General features: G+C 68.1%; 17 protein-coding genes. 10 read left to right on the top strand and 7 right to left on the bottom strand.

The genetic code is table 11. The annotated features are described in order from the left end of the window. Positions 1 to 27 precede the first annotated feature (27 nt). From QME70_01015 to QME70_01000, 4 genes are all read left to right on the top strand, one after another. On the top strand, positions 28 to 855 hold the full coding sequence (locus QME70_01015) for an undecaprenyl-diphosphate phosphatase (GenBank protein MDI6893188.1): 828 nt from the start codon (positions 28 to 30) through the stop codon (positions 853 to 855). 86 nt (positions 856 to 941) lie between these two features. Then, positions 942 to 3,287, top strand: a complete 2,346-nt coding sequence (locus QME70_01010; GenBank protein ID MDI6893187.1) for a DNA translocase FtsK — start codon at positions 942 to 944, stop codon at positions 3,285 to 3,287. Positions 3,288 to 3,401: 114 nt separating this feature from the next. Beyond that, complete coding sequence (locus tag QME70_01005) at positions 3,402 to 4,577, top strand: MFS transporter (protein ID MDI6893186.1); 1,176 nt, start codon at positions 3,402 to 3,404, stop codon at positions 4,575 to 4,577. Positions 4,578 to 4,617: 40 nt separating this feature from the next. Next, positions 4,618 to 5,040, top strand: a complete 423-nt coding sequence (locus QME70_01000; GenBank protein ID MDI6893185.1) for a HutP family protein — start codon at positions 4,618 to 4,620, stop codon at positions 5,038 to 5,040. Between the two features lie 128 nt (positions 5,041 to 5,168). Here the strand turns inward: QME70_01000 and QME70_00995 are convergent, their stop codons facing one another. The 3 genes from QME70_00995 to QME70_00985 form a co-directional block, all read right to left on the bottom strand. After that, positions 5,169 to 6,407 (bottom strand): sodium:calcium antiporter, encoded by a 1,239-nt coding sequence (locus QME70_00995; protein MDI6893184.1) that lies wholly within the window; start codon positions 6,405 to 6,407, stop codon positions 5,169 to 5,171. A gap of 372 nt (positions 6,408 to 6,779) precedes the next feature. Beyond that, complete coding sequence (locus QME70_00990; protein ID MDI6893183.1) at positions 6,780 to 8,012, bottom strand: sodium:calcium antiporter; 1,233 nt, start codon at positions 8,010 to 8,012, stop codon at positions 6,780 to 6,782. Between the two features lie 285 nt (positions 8,013 to 8,297). Next, on the bottom strand, positions 8,298 to 8,732 hold the full coding sequence (locus QME70_00985; protein MDI6893182.1) for an Rrf2 family transcriptional regulator: 435 nt from the start codon (positions 8,730 to 8,732) through the stop codon (positions 8,298 to 8,300). A 170-nt stretch (positions 8,733 to 8,902) separates the two neighbouring features. On the opposite strand from QME70_00985, the gene QME70_00980 reads away from it, so the two are divergent. Beyond that, positions 8,903 to 9,253, top strand: a complete 351-nt coding sequence (locus QME70_00980) for a hypothetical protein (protein ID MDI6893181.1) — start codon at positions 8,903 to 8,905, stop codon at positions 9,251 to 9,253. A gap of 93 nt (positions 9,254 to 9,346) precedes the next feature. On the opposite strand, the gene QME70_00975 is transcribed toward QME70_00980, so the two are convergent. Then, positions 9,347 to 10,432: a class II aldolase/adducin family protein gene (locus QME70_00975; GenBank protein ID MDI6893180.1), complete on the bottom strand. Its 1,086-nt coding sequence runs from the start codon at positions 10,430 to 10,432 to the stop codon at positions 9,347 to 9,349. Further along, positions 10,429 to 10,800: an arsenate reductase (thioredoxin) gene (locus tag QME70_00970; protein ID MDI6893179.1), complete on the bottom strand. Its 372-nt coding sequence runs from the start codon at positions 10,798 to 10,800 to the stop codon at positions 10,429 to 10,431. The genes QME70_00975 and QME70_00970 overlap by 4 nt, the downstream gene beginning before the upstream one ends. A 61-nt stretch (positions 10,801 to 10,861) precedes the next feature. Here QME70_00970 and QME70_00965 point away from each other — a divergent pair, with 61 nt between their 5' ends. The 5 genes from QME70_00965 to QME70_00945 all read left to right on the top strand — a co-directional run bounded on the left by QME70_00965 (position 10,862) and on the right by QME70_00945 (position 16,675). Continuing rightward, positions 10,862 to 11,389, top strand: a complete 528-nt coding sequence (locus QME70_00965) for a spore coat protein (protein ID MDI6893178.1) — start codon at positions 10,862 to 10,864, stop codon at positions 11,387 to 11,389. Between the two features lie 189 nt (positions 11,390 to 11,578). Continuing rightward, positions 11,579 to 12,226 carry a histidine phosphatase family protein gene (locus QME70_00960; protein ID MDI6893177.1) on the top strand — a complete coding sequence of 216 codons (648 nt, stop codon included), beginning with the start codon at positions 11,579 to 11,581 and terminating at the stop codon, positions 12,224 to 12,226. Between the two features lie 111 nt (positions 12,227 to 12,337). Then, positions 12,338 to 13,876, top strand: a complete 1,539-nt coding sequence (locus QME70_00955; GenBank protein ID MDI6893176.1) for an APC family permease — start codon at positions 12,338 to 12,340, stop codon at positions 13,874 to 13,876. 486 nt (positions 13,877 to 14,362) lie between these two features. Next, positions 14,363 to 15,049, top strand: coding sequence for a hypothetical protein (locus tag QME70_00950; GenBank protein ID MDI6893175.1), 687 nt, complete (start codon positions 14,363 to 14,365; stop codon positions 15,047 to 15,049). A 441-nt stretch (positions 15,050 to 15,490) separates the two neighbouring features. Further along, positions 15,491 to 16,675, top strand: coding sequence for an MFS transporter (locus QME70_00945; GenBank protein ID MDI6893174.1), 1,185 nt, complete (start codon positions 15,491 to 15,493; stop codon positions 16,673 to 16,675). An 87-nt stretch (positions 16,676 to 16,762) separates the two neighbouring features. Here the strand turns inward: QME70_00945 and QME70_00940 are convergent, their stop codons facing one another. Beyond that, positions 16,763 to 17,461, bottom strand: a complete 699-nt coding sequence (locus QME70_00940; protein ID MDI6893173.1) for a metal-dependent hydrolase — start codon at positions 17,459 to 17,461, stop codon at positions 16,763 to 16,765. A gap of 233 nt (positions 17,462 to 17,694) precedes the next feature. After that, complete coding sequence (locus QME70_00935; GenBank protein ID MDI6893172.1) at positions 17,695 to 18,801, bottom strand: putative CRISPR-associated protein; 1,107 nt, start codon at positions 18,799 to 18,801, stop codon at positions 17,695 to 17,697. Positions 18,802 to 18,837: the final 36 nt, after the last annotated feature.

The following is an 18,837-nucleotide window of genomic DNA, read 5'->3' as shown; positions in this document are numbered from 1 at the left end:
GGCCGTTGCCGGATGGGGGGTGGCGACGTGTCCCTCACCTGGGCCGCGATCCTGGGAATCGTTCAGGGCCTGACCGAGTTCCTTCCCGTCTCCAGCTCCGGGCACCTGGTCATCCTGCAGAGTCTGACCGGATTGAAGATGCCCGGGCTGACGTTTGAGGTGGCCGTCCATCTGGGTACCCTGCTGGCCGTCCTGATTGCCCTCTGGCCCGACGTGAGAGCCCTCCTGGGCGCGCTGGTGGGACGTCCCCCGCCGGGAAGCAGGCGCCTGCGCCGGCGCGGGAGCGAGCGCCGGCTCCTGGCCATGATCGTGGTCGCCCTCATCCCCACCGGGGTGATCGGGCTGGCCGGCAAGGATTTCTTCGAGAAGCTCTTTGCCTCTCCCCGGGCGGCGGCCTGGGCCCTGCTCCTCACCGGCCTCATCCTGGCCGTTACCCCCTCTCTCCTGCGGGGGCGCACCCGTCTCCTGGAGGTGAGGGGACGCCAGGCCCTCCTGGTGGGCACGGCCCAGGGGCTGGCCATCGTACCCGGCCTTTCCCGCTCCGGGCTCACCATCGCTGCCGCGCTGGCCGCCGGGCTGGAACCAGACGCCGCTGCCCGCTTTTCCTTCCTGCTCTCCGTCCCCGCCATCCTGGGTGCCGCCGCCGTGGACGCCCTGGATGTGCTGCGGAGCGGGGGACTGACCATCCCCGCGCCACCGCTGGTGGTGGGAACGCTCACCGCCACGCTGGTGGGAGTGGCGAGCGTGCGCTGGATGCTGGGCCTGGTCCGGCAGGGGCGCCTGCAGCCCTTCGCGTACTACTGCTGGGCGGCGGGCATCCTCACCCTGGCCAGCACCTATCTCCGCCCCCTCTGAGGGGGTTCTTGGGTACAACTGGGACGGGAGGCGATAGGTGGCAGGAATCCGGAGAGCCGGGGCGAACATATATTGGGGGGACCGAGTTGAGCCGCCAGAGCGCCAGCACCAGTCGGGTACGAAAGCAGAGGAGGAGAGAGCCGGATCGGGGCGGACCGGCGCGCGACGCCCTGCACTACGACCTCTGGGGCATCGCCTCCCTGGTAGCAGGGGGCCTGGTGCTGATTGCCCTCACCCTCCCCTCGTCCGCCGGCCCGGTGGGTATCTGGCTGAAGCGCATCCTGCGCCTTCTGCTGGGGGATGCTTCCTACGGCCTGGTGGCCGCCCTGCTCCTGCTGGGGGCTGGCCTGGTGTGGCGCCACCGCGGCTTCGCAGGAGCCCGGCGGTGGCTGGGCGCCGCCGGGCTGCTCCTCCTGGTGGCGGCGGCCATGCATGCCTGGGCCCTCTCGGGAAATCGTTTCGCCGGCGGGCAGGAGTGGGAAGCCGCCCGACTGGGCATGGGGGGAGGCGTGCTGGGCCGCACGGTCTGGCTGGGCCTCACCCGTGCCTTCGGCAGCCTGGGTGCCTGGGTGGTGGGAGGCGCGGCTGCTCTGGCCAGCACCCTGGCCCTCACGGGCGCCACCGTGGCCGGGTCCCTCAGACTGGCTGCCCGGACTGCCCGCCTGGGTGTGCGGGCCTGGAGCTGGCTGGCCCGCGGCCTGCGCCGGGTCTTCTTCGTGGAGGTGCCGGAAGCACCCGAACCGCCCCAGATTGCCTCGCCAGCGGCCGGCGAGCTCCCTGTGATCCCGGCCCTGCCCGCCCTGTCGCCCGTGCCGCCGCCCGCACCGCCACCCGGCGCTGCCCCCACCGCCTCAGCGGCTGCCACTTCGCCGCCGGAGCTGGTGGCGGACCGAGCTAAGACCGCCGCCCCGGGGGCAACACTCTCGGTCTCCGGCTCCCACCCTGCCGTCCGGCGGGGGGCCCGGGGGCCCGACGAGCGCCAGCTGACCCTGGACCTGCAGCTCTACCAGCCGCCACCCCTCAACCTCCTGGAGAAGGGACCCCGCGAGCGGGCTCCCCGCGGCGATCGGGAGATCGCCGACAAGGCCCGCCTGATCGAGGAAACCCTGGCCTCCTTCGGGGTGAAAGCCAAGGTGGTGGAGGTGAGCCGGGGCCCCGCCGTCACTCGCTTTGAGGTTCATCCCGGACCGGGGGTCAAGGTTTCCCGCATCACCACCCTGGCCGACGACATCGCCCTCTCCCTGGCCGCTGCCGACGTGCGCATCGAGCCCCGCATCCCCGGCAAGTCCGCCATCGGCGTCGAGGTGCCCAACCGCCAGATATCCATGGTCACCCTGCGTGACGTGCTGGAAAGCCCCGAGTTCACCCAGTCCCCCTCGCCCCTCACCATCGCCCTGGGCAAGGACGTGGCCGGCCGGCCCGTCGTCCCCACCCTGGACAGCCTCCTCCATCTCCTCATCGCCGGGGCCACCGGTTCGGGAAAGAGCGTGTGCCTGAACGCCATCATCTCCAGCATCCTCTTCAAGGCCCGTCCCCACGAGGTGAAGTTCATCCTGGTCGATCCCAAGGTGGTAGAGCTGAGCGTCTTCGACGGTATTCCCCATCTGCTGGCGCCGGTAGTGGCCGACCCCAAGAAGGCAGCCGGAGTCCTGCGCTGGGTGGTCGAGGAGATGGTGCAGCGCTGGCGCCTGTTCGCCGACGCGGGCGTTCGCGACATCGGCCGGTACAACCAGGCCATGGTCAAGGACGGCAACCCCTCCGCCGCCCTCCCCTTCATCGTGGTGGTGATCGACGAGCTGGCCGACCTGGTGGCCGTCGCCCCGGTGGAACTGGAGGAGGCCGTCCAGCGCCTGGCCCAGATGGGACGTGCGGCCGGCATCCACCTGGTCATGGCCACCCAGCGGCCGTCCGCCGACGTGGTCACGGGCACCATCAAGGCCAACATCCCCTCTCGGGTGGCTTTCGCCGTGGCATCCCAGGTGGACTCCCGCATCGTGCTGGACATGCCCGGGGCCGAGCGCCTGGTGGGCCGCGGCGACATGCTCTTCCTGCCCATGGGAGCCTCCAAGCCCATCCGCGCCCAGGGGGCATACATCTCCGAGCAGGAGCTGGAAGCCCTGGTGAAGCACTGCGCGGCTCAGGCCAGTCCCCAGTACGACCAGGGCATCCTGCAGGTGGAAACGGGCGACCATGCCCCCGAGATGGAGGACGACATGTTCCCCCAGGCGGTACGGGTGGTGGTTGAGGCCCGGCAGGCCTCGGCATCCCTGCTGCAGCGACGCCTGCGGGTGGGATACACCAGGGCCGCCCGTCTCATCGACATGATGGAGGCACGCGGGTTCGTGAGCGCCTATGACGGCACCCGGCCCCGCGAGGTATTCCTGAGTATGGAAGAATACCGGCGCCTCTTCCCGCCCCCGGACAGGGATTGAAACCCGGGCGGCGAACATTCCGGTATGCGTCATTTCACCCGCGCGGGTCAATCATCGACCACCGCCCAAACCCGGCTCCCGAAGGGATCCTCTATCGCCAGGGAGTTCCGCAGCGTGGCTCTCGCCACCCTGGCCCTGGAGTTCGCCCTGGGCATACAGCGGGGCGTCTACCCCAACTTCGTGGCCGAGGTGCTGGGGATCGGGCCCGAGCAGTTGGGGGCGGTGGAGAGCATCCGGGAGATACCGGGGCTCCTCACCGTGGTGCTGGGGGCAGCCGCCGTATTCTTCCGCCAGTCCACGTTCACGGCCCTGACCCTGTTCATCGCCGCCCTCGGCCTCTCGCTCTACGCCCTCACCAGCACCTTCTGGCACCTCATCGTGGCCACCCTGGTGGTATCGGTGGGATTCCACCTCTTCTACCCCCTGCAGTCGGCCATGGTGCTGCGCATAGCCTCCCCCCAGGAAAGGGCCACCCGGCTGGGCCAGGTGAACTCGGTCACCGCAGGCGCCTCCCTCCTGGCCATGGGGGTGGTGCTGCTCCTCACCCGGGGGCTGGGCTTTTACAACTACAGCGCCTTCTTCGCCGTGGGCGCCGCCGCAGCCTGCGCCGGGGCCCTGGTGCTCCTTTCCCGCCGGGCCGACGGCGGCGGTCGCCTCCGCCGCCCCCTGGTATTCCGGCGGGCCTACATGTCCTACTACGTGCTCACCTTCCTGGCCGGCTCCCGCCGTCACATGTACATGACCTTCGCCGCCTTCGCCCTGGTCAAGCTTTACCACACCCCGGTCACGGTCATGATGATACTGCTGGCCATCTCCAACGTGGTGGCCATCCTCACCCGTCCCCTCCTGGGGCGACTCATCGACCGGTGGGGTGAGCAGCGCAGCCTCATGCTGAACTATGCCATCCTCGTCCCCCTGTTCCTGGCCTACGGGTTTCTCCCCTACCCGCGCCTGCTCTACCTTGTTTACATCCTGGACAGCGCCCTGTTCGGATTCGAAATAGCCATCTCCAGCCACCTGGCCAGGATCGCCCCGCCCGAGGACGTGCCCTCCACCCTGGCGGCCGGGGGGACGGTGAACCACATCGCCGGCGTGCTCGTCCCCTTGACCGGGGGGCTCCTGTGGGCGGCGTGGGGTCCGGGCGCCACGTTCCTGGGCGGCGCCCTGCTGGGCTTCACTTCCCTGTGGTACAGCGCCGGCCTGTCTGCCGTACAGGCCCGCACCGCTCCCGTATCAGCCTGTTCCCAGCCGGCCGGCACCCAGGTCCCCGCCGGCCCGGCGGACCCGTAGCCGTTCCGCGGCGATCCCCATGGGGGGTGCAGTGCAGTCAATGTCAACCAAACCGGATAACCTCACCGTGGCCCGGGCGGCCATCCGCATGGCCCTCTCCGCCTCCCGCGAGGAGGAGGGCGAGTTGAAGCACAGCCTTGCCGGGCAGGGAGTGCGCGCGGTGGCGGTGGACTTCGGAGGCGAGTTCTACGCCACCATCGCCAGGGCGGTGGAGAGGGCCCTGGTGGCCGCCAAGCGGGAAGGCGTCATCCGCGACACCCACCTGCACCTGGGGGCGGTGGCGGGCGCCACCCGTGAAGCCATGGCGCAATTGGGCGGCCGGGCAATGGGACTCAACGTGGGAGGCAAGATCGGCGTGGCTAAAGGAGGGGAGCATCTGGCGGTGGCCGTGTTCGCCGGGGTGGGTCTCCTGCACCTGGACGACGTCGCCCTGGGGCTTGCCCACCGCGCCCTCCCCGAGTAGCCACCCCGCTGGCACCCCCGGCGATCTCCGGAGAACCTTCACCCTGGCGGCACCCCCAGCCGTGGAGTCGTTCGCGGAGTTCGCTGCCCGTCTGGCCGCACACGCCGGATAAGAGCGCGCCGTCTGGCCTAGGGCAGCCGGGCCTGTCCGGGCTGAAGCGCGGCGCCTTTCTCTTCGGCGGGAGCGGGCACGGGACGCAGGATGTTGCCCACCGCCATGGCGACTCCGGCCAGCCGCTGCCTCTGCACGATGAGCAGGCCCACCGTCAGCACCAGATACAGGATGCTGAAGAAGAGGTGCAGCGAGGGCACGAATAACTGGCTGAGGAACAGCACCATGAGGGCCACCGCCGAGGTGACGGTGTAGTCCATCTTTGCCAGCACCGCGATGGCGAAGGCGCTCTGGGCCACGGTGAGGAGGATCTCCTGCACCTGGCGATGATCGAGGACCATGGCATGGATGCTCCCGTGCGAGATGGCATAGCACAGGGGAAGCATCCCGATGAGCAGCGTCCACTGGTTGACCTTTGAGGAAATCATGGCCCGCACGCCCAGTTGGCCGCGACCCTGCAGGGCAAAGAGGGCCGCCACGATGAACTCGGGCGCCTCGGAAGCCAGGGGCGCCAGCCACTGCACCAGGAAAAACTCGTCGATGCCCAACATGGCCCCGGTGTCAACCAGACCCTCGGCGAAGCACTCTGCGGACATCAGGATGGCGAAGGCGGCATACAGGAACATGGCCACGGTGGCAGTCCGCCGGGGCCTCCTGGCCAGGGTGGACAGTGCCTCGGCCGGGCCGATCAACTCGGGCTCCTCCACCCCCTGCCTGGAAGTGGCCCGGATATACATGACGAAGAGGGCGATGAGCACAACGGTGTCCAGCAGGGACAGGGTACCCTTGATGGGCAGCAGGAAGCAGTACACCGTGGCAACCACCAGGGCCCCCAGCTCCACGGCGTCCTTCCTCTCAAAGTGGAGCACGGGCCGCTTGGTCTTCCACCAGTAAAGCAGGAGCACGGTGCTCCAGCCCAACCCGATGAGCAGCCGGTTCGCCCCCGTCATGTTGGCAGCCGCATACTGGGTGTAGGTGGGATCCTTGCCCGCCATCCAGGCGAAGTACATGTCTACCGAGTATTCGGGGAGCACAGCGATCAGGGCCAGGATGGCCACTGCCAGGGCGGCCGAGATCTCCAGCTGCGCGACCTCGGCGGCCCACGAAAGCAGGAAAGCCGCACCCAGGATGGCCATCCCGGAAAGTGCCGCCGTCACCGGTGGGATGAAATGAAGGCCCAGTAACCGACACACCAGCCACGGAAGAGCCGCCAGCGCTGACAGGACCACCGGCAGAAACCTCTTCAAACCCCGCACCTCCCCTGAGATGAACCTCTTTATCGGCAGTGGCAACGGCAAGCCGTCGTGGGCGGCTCTCCCGATAATGGTGCCACCGCAGAGGAGAAAGGCCGGGGTTAAGAAAAAAGGCCTCCCGGGCCAAAAAAGCCTGGAAGGTCTCGCTCTTTCCGCCGTGACCGGGATAGACTCCGTGCTGACGGCCCCGGCGCCCCGCTCCGCGGGGGGCTACTCCCCTTCGGCACAATTGATATCACATTCCGCACGAAATCGTCAAGAACCGCACGTCACACTTCTCATACAACCTTTCCCAGCGCTGAGCGACAGAGGTGCAGTCGCCCCAGCCCTCCAGGGGGAGAAACCTCACCAGCGACACCGGGGCCAGATTGCAGTCTAAGGGAGGCGGGCCTGCTCGGGCTGGAGTGCTCCCTTTTCCTTATCCCCGACGGCCACCGGCACGGGGCGCAGCACACTCCCCACCGCCATGACCACTCCGGCCAGCCGCTGCCTCTGCACGATGAGCAGGCCCACCGTCAGCGCCAGGTACAACCCACTGAAGAACATGTGCAGGTGGGGCGTGAACAGCTGGCTGAGGAACAGCACCATGAGGGCCACCGCCGAGGTGACGGTGTAGTCCATCTTGGCCAGCACCGCGATGGCGAAGGCACTCTGGGCCACGGTGAGGAGGACCTCCTGCACCTGGCGATGATCGAGGACCATGGCGCTTATGCTGCCGTGGGAGATGGCATAGCACAGGGGAAGCATCCCGATGAGCAGCGTCCACTGGTTGACCTTCGAGGAAATCATGGCCCGCACGCCCAGTTGGCCCCGGCCCTGCAGGGCAAAGAGGGCCGCCACGATGAACTCGGGGGCCTCGGAAGCCAGGGGCGCCAACCACTGCACCAGGAAAAACTCGTCGATGCCCAACATGGTGCCGGTGTGGACCAGGCCTTCGGCGAAGGGTTCGGCGGACATCAAGATGGCGAAGGCGGCATACAGGAACATGGCCACGGTGGCAGTCCGCCGGGGCCTCCTGGCCAGGGTGGACAGTGCCTCGGCCGGACCGATCAACTCGGGCTCCTCCACCCCCTGCTTGGAAGTGGCCCGGATATACATGACGAAGACCGCGATGAGGATGACGGTATCCAGCAGGGAGAGAGTACCCTTGATGGGCAGCAGGAAGCAGTACACCGTGGCGACCACCAGCGCCCCCAGCTCCACGGCGTCCTTCCTCTCAAAGTGGAGCACGGGCCGCTTGGTCTTCCACCAGTAAAGCAGGAGGACGGTGCTCCAGCCCAACCCGATGAGCAGCCGGTTCGCCCCCGTCATGTTGGCGGCCGCATACTGGGTGTAGGTGGGATCCTTGCCCGCCATCCAGGCGAAGTACATGTCTACCGCATACTCGGGGAGTACCGCGATCAGGGCCAGGATGGCCACTGCCAGGGCGGCCGAGATCTCCAGCTGCGCGACCTCGGCGGCCCACGAAAGCAGGAAAGCCGCACCCAGGATGGCCATCCCGGAAATTGCCGCCGTCACCGGTGGGATGAAATGAAGGCCCAGTAACCGACACACCAGCCACGGAAGAGCCGCCAGCACTGCCAGGATGACCGGTAAGAATCTCTTCAAACCATGCACCTCCCCCGATAGTGGTGTCCCCCGGCAGGGCCGTGTCAAACGGCGCACAACAAGAAACCTCCCGGACCCCACCAGGCCCGGAAGGTCTCGCCTTTGTCGCCACGACCGGGATGCGCTCCGTGCTGACGGTCCCGGCGCCCCGCTCCACGGGGGGCTACTCCCCTTCTTCGCAATTGATACCACATTACGTACCGCAGCGTCAAGGGTCCCCGCCGCCGGTTCCGCTGCCGGTTCCCGCAGCCAGCCGCTGCAGCCTCCTGTTCCCCCACAGAGTGGTCACCCCGGAGACTTGTGGTCGAGGGAACGACGTGCCCGGGCGAGGTCGGCTATGGTCGTCCCCTCCAGCACCTCCAGCAGGCGGGCCTGGGCACGTGCCCACACCCCGCGCAGGGGACAGTGAGGCTGATTCTGGCAGACGCCGTCGCTCACCAGGCACCGGGTGACGCCCAGCGGCCCCTCGAACATCTCCAGGACGTCGCGCACGGTAATGCTGGCGGGGTCCCGCACCAGGGTTACCCCGCCCCGGCGACCCCGCGCGGCCTCCACCCACCCGGCCCGGCGCATGGGACCCAGCAACTGCACGATCAGGTTCTCGGGTATACCCTGCCGACGGGCAATATCCCGGGAGGACACCCTCTGTCCCCCGTTACCGTGCAACGCCAGATCTGCCAGTGCCGCAACCGCGTATTCGGCCTTCCTGGTGACCAGCAACAGCCGCCCCCCTTTTTCCCAACCTTCCCGGTCACATAATAGCCTCCCCCTGACCTCCCCGCAACGGGCCGCGCCCGGGGAGCCGGGCCTGGGCCCTCGCCGAGTCTTGACATGAGGCGGCCACTTATTTATAACTTAGTTGGTTAGCATTTGTACGGGGGCGATCGCTTATGTCCATGAGGTGTCCGGGACAGGATACCCGCTTCTGGAAACCGGGTGACGTGTTCGACAAGCCCTGCCCGCACTGCGGTCACGTGCTGGAGTTCTGGAGGGACGACATCTCCGTCCGTTGCCGGCAGTGCGGGAACCGCGTTTTTAACCCCCGCTTCGACCCCGGCTGCGCCGCGTGGTGTGCCTATGCCGAACAGTGCGTGGCCGAAATCGCGCGGGGCCTGCCGTCGCGCCGCGAGCGGGAGGGAACGCCGCCCCCGCCGGAGGAACCTGGCCCCCATGATCCCGGTCGGCATGACGCTGGCGATGCTCGCCCGGGCGATCCTGATAACTACCGGGGGGACGCATGATGAAAAGGGCGCTGCCAGCGCTGGGGAACTGGCCGGTGCAGATCCGCCTGGTGCCGCCAGGCGCGTCCTTCCTGAAGGGCGCCGCGGGCGGGGTCAGGACATGGGGACCTGGCGGAGGATCCTGCCTTCAATGCGCTCGAATATCTCGGGGAGGCTGCGCCCCGTGATGGTGAGGCCGTGGTTCTTGAGCCCGATCACCGCACAGGCGGGGTCGGGACTCCTGTTCACCAGCCCGGCCACGGCGCTGGCCAGCTCGTAGGTGCCGCAGGGGTAGTTGACCTCAGTGGAGGGGACCCCCTCCATCCAGGCGTGCACGTGGACGATGGCCTTCACCTCGGGGTGGGTAGTATAGATCATCCAGTGCTCGATGGCGTCCACCGACACGCGCCGCGGCTGCACGTGCGGAGGGACGCTCAAGATCATGGCGTTCTTCTCCGGGTCGTACCCGGTGACCAGCAGGATGTCGCGCCCGATGGTCTCCAGGCGCGCTTTGTTCACCCCGCTGGCAGACATCCAGTAGCTGCGCGGCCCGTGACGGGCGCTCAGGTTCCCGTAGCTCAGGCCGCCGATACCGTAAAGGTGCTGCACGTGCCGGAAATCCCTCTCGGAGAGGATCTCCTGGATGGGGAAGGGCGCGGGCAGGAGATCCAGCTCTTCCAGTTCCCTGCTCGCCCACCGCAGTTGCCCGGTGATTTCGTCTCCCTTCCACAACTCCGGGGCCAGATCGGGGACGAACTCGTTCCGGATTACCAACCGGGACGAGGCGAGCGGCGCCAGGCGATCGTATATGCGGGCAAAGTAAGCGTCATCGCCCGGGGCCACGGTCAGGGGGTAGTACCCGCGCTCCAGGGTGACGAAGTATGTCTCCCGCACGGCCTCTTCATCCCCCACCAGGTAGATCAGGAGGTTCGAAAGGGACTGCACCAGCAGGGGGTAGGCAGCGCGCAGGATGTCGTCCGGCCGCTCGGGTACCTGTATCACCGAAACCACGAAGGTAGCCTGGGACCGGCGCCGGTGGGGCTCGGGCCTATCCGCCCGGGTGAAGTTCAGCACCAGTCGCACATCCTCGCTGGCGGGATCGACCGGGACGTAACCGTGCCGGCGCAGCTGTTCTCCCAACCCGTCCGCCAGCCACTGCAGGGCGGGCGTGTACCTCTCCCCCGCGAAACCAAAATTCACGACTCCACCTCCTCCAGAAGTTGACCGACCAGTTCGCGTATTTCATCCCGCACCCGCCGGAACATGGCCATGATCTCTTCCTCCGTCCCCTCCGCCCGAGCCGGGTCGGGAAGCGGCCAGTGCAGCCGGCGGATGTGGGGAGGCGTAACCGGACAGCGGTCGCGGGCGTCACCACACAGAGTAACGATCACGTCGGCGGAACGCAAGAGGTCGGAGTCGATGGGTTCAGACGCCTGGCCAGAGATGTCGATCCCGCCGCGTGACAAGTCTACGCCCAGCGCCCGCTCAATTCCTGCCGCGGCAGCCCTGCGCCGTGCCGGGGCAGCGGGGTGGCCGCCCGCGACCACAGCACCAAGGAGCCGGCGCATAAACCGATCCCTCCGGGAAAGATTAACACACGGTATCACCACGGGAAAGGAAGGTGGGCAAATGCCAACCCAGAGGGAACTGACGGAACTGAGCGAGATGATCAGGGAGCAGCAGGACACGGCCCGCAAGCTGACCATCCTGTCGGATCAGTGCCAGGACTCGCGCCTGCGCAGCATGATCGACAGCCACTCCAACCGCTTCCGCAACAACGTGCGTAAGCTGGAAGGGCACCTCGGCGTGCAGGGCCGCCTGGGCGGCACCGACGTCGAGGTCGGAACCATCGGCGGCGCCGTGACCCGCGAGTTCGGTGGCCGCGCTGCCGAGCGCATCTTCTCCGACCGGGACATCGCCAGCGACTGTCTCAAGGACTGCAAGTACTTCGCCACCCGGGCCACCATGGCCGCGGCGGAGGCATCCAACGCCAACCTGCGCAACGACCTCCTCTCCCAGGCCTCCGAGCACCTGGGCATGGCCTACGAGCTTTACAAGTTCATGGAGGACAAGGGCTGGTACAAGCACCCGTCGGCCCGCCCCGAGGACGTCAGCTCGGTGGCCCAGTGGCTGCAGGCTAACGCCCCCCGCGCCTGACCTGCCGGGTCCGCCAGGCCAGCACGCGAGCGAAGGAGCGGCAGCAACGCCTGCCGCTCTTTGCGTGTGGAGAGCACCTTCACGTTGCCCCCACGGGGCATCATGCGCACCGTATCCTCGCCGACCTGGTATAATACGGCTGACAGGCCGCCTCGCACCATGGGTGCGGCCGGGAGTCGAGGTCCAACAGTGAGCGGTGTCACGAGAGTGTATCTGGGGAGGCACGGGCGTACGGCGTGGAACCGGGAGGAGATCTTCCGGGGGCGGACGGACGTCCCGCTGGACGATCTGGGGCGGCAGCAGGCCCGCGCCCTCGGGAAGCACCTGGCCGGTGCGGGGATCGCGGCCATCCTCTCCAGTCCCCTCGTGCGGGCTCTGGAGACCGCCCGCATCGCTTCTGCCTGCTGGGATGGCGATGATCCGCGGGTGGTGGCGGCATTCACCGACCTCAGCTTCGGGGAATGGGAGGGGCTTTCCCGGGGGGAGGTCGAGGAGCGCTATCCCGAACTTTTCCGGAGGTGGGCCACGGACCCCGCTTCCGTCACCTTCCCGGGCGGGGAATCCCTCACCCGGGTGGAGGAGCGAGCCTGGCCCGCCCTGCTACGCCTGGCGGAGTCCCACTCCGGGGAGACCATCCTGGTCGTCACCCACCGGGTGGTGTGCAAAGTCCTCCTGGCCCGGGCCCTGGGTGCGGGGCCGCAGGCATTCTGGCGTATCCGCCAGGATACGGCCTGCCTGAACGTGCTGGAGTGGCGGGGTGACAGGGTGGAGGTGGTAAGGATGAACGACACCTGCCACCTGCACCCCCTGGAAGCGCCAGATCGCACCGACTTCTGACCCCCCTCATATGCTGGACGGGGGGTATCGCTGTCCCTGCACGCACGAGCCGGCAACAGCCGGGAGGCGGACTGCGCCCACCCGGCTGATCGCTTCCTGGGCCTGGGCCAGGTGGTCCTCCTGGTGATGGGGGGGACCATAGGGGCCGACGTGTACGTGGCCTCGGCCCTGGGGGCTTACCTGGGCTCGTCCGGCCTGTTTGTCTGGGCGGCCGGGGCGGTGATGGCCATGGCGGTGATCATGGCCTTCGCCGTCTGTGCCCTGGTGGTTCCGGATACGGGAGGGCCCTACCTCTACGCCCGCCGGGCCTTCGGGCCCCTGGCCGGCTTCATGGCGGGATGGGCGGTCCTGGTGGCCCAGTGGGCCGCCCTGGTGGCCCTCCCTGTGGCGTTTTCGCGGTACCTGCAGGCTCTCGTCGGAGAAGCCGCCTGGCCGCCCTGGTGCGCGCCCGCCACCAGGGTCGTCTTCCTGCTGGCGGTGACGCTGGCCGTGTGCCACGGCCCCCGCCTGGCCACAGTGATCAACGACCTCCTCACCCTGGCCCGGCTGGTGCCTCTGGTGTTGGTACTGGCGGGAGGCCTCACCTGGGCCGTCCTCCACCCGGCCGGCGCCGCCGGCCACCTCCTGCCGCTGCGGCTTCCCCCCGTGCAGGCGGGCTGCGGCATGCTGGTCCCGGTGTTTTGGGCGTATGCCGGGTTCGAGGTGGGTAGCATCCCAGCGGGCCGGGTAAGAGATCCCCGTCGCGCCATCCCCCTGGGCCTGATCCTGGGGATGGCCGCCTCCTCGGCCATCTATCTCCTGGTGAACCTGACCGCCGTGCTCGTCGTACCCCCCGCCGAACTGGTGGTAAGTCCCGCCCCGCTCGTCTCGTGCGCCCGTGACGCCGCCACCGGCCTTCTCCCCTTCTGGCCGGGGGCACCGGCAGCAGCCGAGCTGCTCCTGGGCATCGGCGTGCTGGTGTCCATCCTGGGCACGGCCACGGCCGTCGCCTTCGCCGTCACCCACCTGGTGGCGGCCATGGCCGGTGCCGGGCTGCTACCCCCAGTCCTGGGACGGGTCCATGCTCGCCTGGGGACACCCGTCACCGCCCTGGTGGCCCTGACCGTCCCCGCCGCCCTGGCCAGCATGGCCGCGGGCCTGCTCTCCATCGTCAGTACGGCCGTGGTCTGCTCTGCCTTCGCCTATCTCGCCACCGCCCTGGCCGCCTGGCGGTTGAGCCGCTCCCCTGCCGGCCGGCTGGTGGCGGCCCTAGCCGCGGCCGCGTGCCTGATCCTGCTTTCCCTGACCGAACCGGGGGCCATCGCCGGCGGGGTGGGCCTCGTAGCCATGGGAGGGCTCCTCTACGCCGGGCGCCGCCATATCCCCGCTCCCGCCCCCGAGGTGTGGGTGGAAACCTTCACCGCCCTGGTGGCCGTCTCTTCGGCAGCCGCAGCACCCCCCGCGACAGGCGCCGCTCCCGTCGGCGCAGGCGACCTGAGTTCGGCCGCCGCCACTCTCGGGGCCGCCGCTACTCTCGGGGCCGCCGCTTCCGGCCCGGGGGGAGGCGCCCTGGGCCGCGCCACCGGCCCCGGCTGGAGGACCAGGTTCATGCCCGCCGCAGCGTCCCTCTTCGCGCGGCCCCGCTCGGCCCGAGCACGCGGCGGCTGGTGACGCCCCGATCCTGGCGCCCCACGGGATCACCTCCACGGGATGGGCCCCACCGGGTGAGCCCCACGCGGTTAACGCCACGGGATGAGGTATCATGGAGTCTACCGGGCCCCGGCAGAGTATCCTGGGCCAGATTTTCTCCGGCCGGCAGAGGGTGTCGTCGGCCGATTTTCTCCGGCCGGCAGAGGGTGTCGTCGGCCGGATTTCTTCCGGGGGGAAAGGGTGTTGCCGGCAGGATCTTTTCCGCAGGCGCAAGCTCCCCGATCGCGGGATCTTTCTCCGGATGAAGGCGTCCCAGGCCCTCTGCCAGGAAGAGCTTTCTCCCCGTGCGGCTCGTGAAGATGTGCCGGCGGACTGTGAAGACGTGAAAACCGACTGTGAACCGACTGTGAACCCACTGTGAACCGACTGTGAAGAGGTTGACAAGCTGGCGCTGGCACCTTAGCATGGCATGGGAATCCAGTCGCGGAGCGGGCGGGGAGGTTCGCCATGAGAATTGGGGCCGTCCGGTGGGCAACGCTGCTGCTGGCAGTGGTGACGGTGGCATCCCTGGCCCTGGGACCGGGGTGCTTCCGCCGCCAGGCACGGGAGCCCGTCCCGCCTTCGCAGCCCGGGCCCGCCCCTTCGGAAACCACGCCCGGGGAAGAGAAACGTGCGTGGGCAGTGCTGGAACCCGGGCTGAAGCTCACATACGGGGACGGGAAGACCGGTCAGGAGACGTGGAGTGAGCAATGCGCCGCCAGCACCCTGGACGATAAAGAGGTCATTCCCGTGGTCGCGGAGGACGGGGAGTACGTCTCCTACGTGGCCGAGCAGGACGGCTGGCTGGTGGAGATAGGCGCACGCGACCCCAACGGCCGCGCAGCCTGGCCGGAGCCCCTGCGCCGATACCCGCTCGACCCGGCAGTCGGGATGAAGTGGGAAACCGAAGAAGAGGGCGGCATCTTCCGGCACGAAATCGAGGCCATCGAGGAGGTCAGCGTCCCGGCCGGCAAGTTCCGTGCCGCCCGGGTGGCGATCAAGGTGGTCGACCCCGCTTCGGGGAAAGAGGAGCGGGACTCGGAGCAACGTTTCTGGTACGACGTCGACACCGGTATCGTGGTCAAGACCGGCGACCTGGTGCTCGTCAAGCAGGAGAAGGTGGAGCCGCGCCCCGACCCGGGGTTGCCGCGCTGATCTCCCCACCTGATTTTCCGAGGGGCAGGGACGACGGCCCGGTCCCCCGGGGACGGGCGGGCTCTGGGACGACGGGCAGGCGTCGGACGGGCCGGCCGAGCGGGAAGGATCGGGGCGTGGCAGGGCGAAACTTCTAGTGTAATTCGACGGACGAAGGATCGCCCACGATGCAGGGGTGGTGCACTACCCTGACCGCTCCTTCCCCGGATCGGAGACCAGGGGTCACGTCCGCGCGGGCGGAGGCGGCACCGTCGGACCCCTCGCTGGCGGAGTCGATACGGTCGGAGGCCACGCCGACGCAGTCGGTGCGCCCGGAGCTAGCGCCGACCCTGGAGCGGACGGCCCCTGCGGGCATGCCCATGCGCGGGCGGCCGCAGGCGGGGTCCTGCGGCGAGGCAAAGCGTGCGTCCAGGGCACCCTTAGCAGGAGGAGGCGCGAGCATTGAGCAGCCAAGAGGCCAGACCAGCCCTGTGGACGCGCGACTTCATCCTGGCGAGCCTGGCCAACCTGGCGGTGTTCACCGGCTTTCAGATGCTTATGCCCACCATGCCCGTCTACATCGGGTTCCTGGGAGGACAGGAGACCATCATGGGCGTGGTCACCGGCGTCTTCACTCTGTCGGCGGTGGGGGTCCGTCCCCTGGTGGGATGGGCGCTGGATACAATCGGCCGCAAGGCTGTATTCCTGTTCGGACTGGCCGTTTTCGTGGTTTCGGCCCTGTCGTACGCGTGGGCTCCCTCCATCGCCGTTCTCCTGGGCATCCGCGTGCTCCATGGGCTGGGATGGGGCTGCTCCACCACGGCAGCCGGAACCATCGCCGCCGACGTCATCCCCAGGGAGCGGCTGGGCGAGGGCATGGGCTTCTTCGGGCTGGCCGGAACCCTGGCCATGGCGGTGGCCCCCGCGCTGGGCCTGTTCATCATCCACCAATGGGGCTTCACCCTGCTGTTCGTAACATCGGGATCGCTGGCGTTGGCGGCGCTCCTCCTCGCCGCCCCCATCCGCTACGTCTCAACCGCGCCAAGATCCCCTGGGGTAGCGGCGAGCGCGAGGACGGCGAGGCCCGCCTTCTTCGAACCCCAGGCAGTACGGCCTGGCCTGGTCATGCTCCTCGGCAACACCACTTACGGCTCCATCGTCACCTTCCTGGCCCTCTACGCCATGGAGCGCGGTATCGCCAACATCGGTCCCTTCTTCACCGTGTACGCCGCTACCCTGGCCCTGAGCCGCCCCCTGGCGGGGGTGCTCACCGACCGCCGGGGCTACGGCGCGGCAGTGGTACCGGGTCTCGTGGTAATCGCCGCCACCATGGCCCTGCTGTCCCGGGCGAGCAGCCTGCCCACCTTCCTGGCGGCGGCGGTACTCGCCGGCATCGGCTTCGGTGCCGTGGGTCCGGCCATGCAGGCCCTGGCCGTGCGCGGCCTGCCTCCCTACCGCCGGGGCGCCGCCAACAGCACCTACTACATCGGCTTCGACCTGGGCATCGGCCTGGGTGCCATCCTGTGGGGCACCATCTCCCAGGCCATCGGCTACTCTGGCATGTACCTGGCGGCGACCATCCCCGCCGGCCTCGCCCTGGTCGCCTACCTCGCGACCGGCCGCCGTCCCCAGGCGTCCAGGGGGTGACGAACTGAACGCCGACAGGCTCCGCGATCATGCGAAGCTCGGCTCGCCCGGCGAGGCGGCGTCCCCGGCACCATGCCTGCCGGAGGTTCAGAATTCCTCGATGACCGGGCGCATCCTCACGGTGACGAAGATGGCCAGCGGCATCATCACCAGGGTGAACAGGGCGTAATGGACCACGTTGAACAGAGAGGGGCTGAGCACCAGCGCCAGCGCCACGAAAACTACCGTCAAGGCCCACTGCAGGTTGGTGTACAGGCCGAGGCGGGGCAGGAACTCAAGGCGCGCTTCCCGCCGGAGGGCTGCCCGGCGCAGTACCGCGAAGTAGATCCCGTACGCCAGGTAGTCAGCCGCGCCCAGCAGACTCCCCACCACCGCGGGCGGCTGCCAGCTGGCCCACAGGTTCACCGCGCTGGGAAGGCCGAACAGCCCCAGGGGCCAGAGGAAGTCGACGCCGCTGAACCACACCGCCATGTCCACCAGGTCGTGCAACACCATGCCGGCGGCCAGGCCCAGGGCCAAGCCCGGCCGCCTGCGCGCCGCAAACAAAAGGTACACCGCCGCCGCCATCAGCAGGCTGTGGGTGAATGTGCGATGCATGCTCATGGCCAGCTTGCTGTCATACAGGTACAAGAGCACCAGCGGCACCAGGTCCACGTCCGGCAGGATGTTCCCCAGCACGAACCCGAACTTGAGGTCCCCCTTCTCCTTCGCGGGGGCAACACTCCTCGCGGCCATCGCCCGGCTGCCGTACACCCCGATGATCCCGTGAAACCCAGACTGCGCCATACGCCCCCTCCTTTGGCGACCCCGACACCCGCCACCGCATTCGGCCGCTCATCCACGCCACCCGGCGGTCAACTCAACCCACGGTCAGTCGACCGCTCAGCGAGAGAAGCAGCGCTCCAATACCCTCTTCTCCACCCGCCGGCCAAGTGCCTCCAGGGATTGCACGATCGCCGACACCCTGGTGCGGACGCGACGGCGGAACTGCCCCCTATCCATGCGTGCCCCGGAGAGGATCAGAAAGGGTTGTCCTGCAGCCACTGGTTGATATCGGCAGTGATCCATTGAAGTTGCCCCTCTGTGGCGGCGGTGGTGTTCACCCGGAATACCGCCCAGATATCCCCGAAAGGTACGCATAGCCGGATGGCACCTCGGCCGGCTGCCTCCGGCACAACCTTGCAGCCCAGGCGCCCGCCATCGGCGAATCGCTGATCTGATATCCCGGTGATGTAGCGCTTCTCGGCCTGCAATCGGTTCAGCCACTTCTCCAGGCGCTCGCGCAGGCCTCGCCAGTCGTGATCCCTCAGGCGAACTCCCGGCATGGGACCGGGAGCGTCCGGCGGTTTTAAGGTGTCCGTCTGTGGAAGGTCCGTCTTCAACCGCTCGTGGAATACCTGGCCCACGGGTGTCAGTTCGAGGTAGTATTTACCGTTTATGGACACCCTTTTGATAAGCGGCTCAAGGGCTTCCTCCCATTCGGCCCTGCAGTCGTCGTACGCTATGAGATCCCCCCGATCAAGGGCAAAGAACAGGGCAGAGTGGCGCAACCACAGCTTGAGGTCGAAGGAAACCGGCATCGGGGGAAAGTCGATGACGTCGTTGAAGCGTTCGTGCTTGTAGTAGACCGTGGTGCCCATCGCCTGGCCGATCAACACGGTGATCGCCACCTGCGCCTTGTAGCCTCCGGTGGCGTTGATGATGGTGGTGGGGGCGCCGCGCTCCCTGACTATGGCCGCCATCTCTCGGGCCAGGCGCCGCAAACCCTCGGAGCGGAATTGCCCGGGTTTGTCGTCCCGGAGTCCCCTCACCTCTCGAGTCTCCGCGTACCACTGCTTCAATTCGTAGTACTTCTGGAGAATCTGTGCCGCCCATCGACCCTCGTCCGTCTCCGAGTGCAGAAAGTAGACGGAGCGCCCAGTGGCAACCATGTGCCGCTCGATGAGCAGCACGGAGTTGATCTCGGCTCCGCACACCCTGTCCGCGGGGTCCCTGGAGAGCAACGACTCGACGATTTCATCCTGCACCGCCGGACGGCCCAGGTCAGCCGCTTCACGCCCCAACAACTGCGGGACGTAAGTCAGGAGACTGGTCCCGACGGTGCAAATCAACACTGTAGCGGACACGCCCAGCCCCTCCTTCTTCCCGAGGACCTATGTCCC

The sequence above is a fragment of the Bacillota bacterium genome (assembly GCA_030019365.1).
Classification (GTDB): Bacteria; Bacillota; Sulfobacillia; order JACIYH01; family JACIYH01; genus JACIYH01.
Note: the sequence above shows the minus strand (reverse complement) of the source record. Positions and strands in the feature narration are given on the sequence as shown.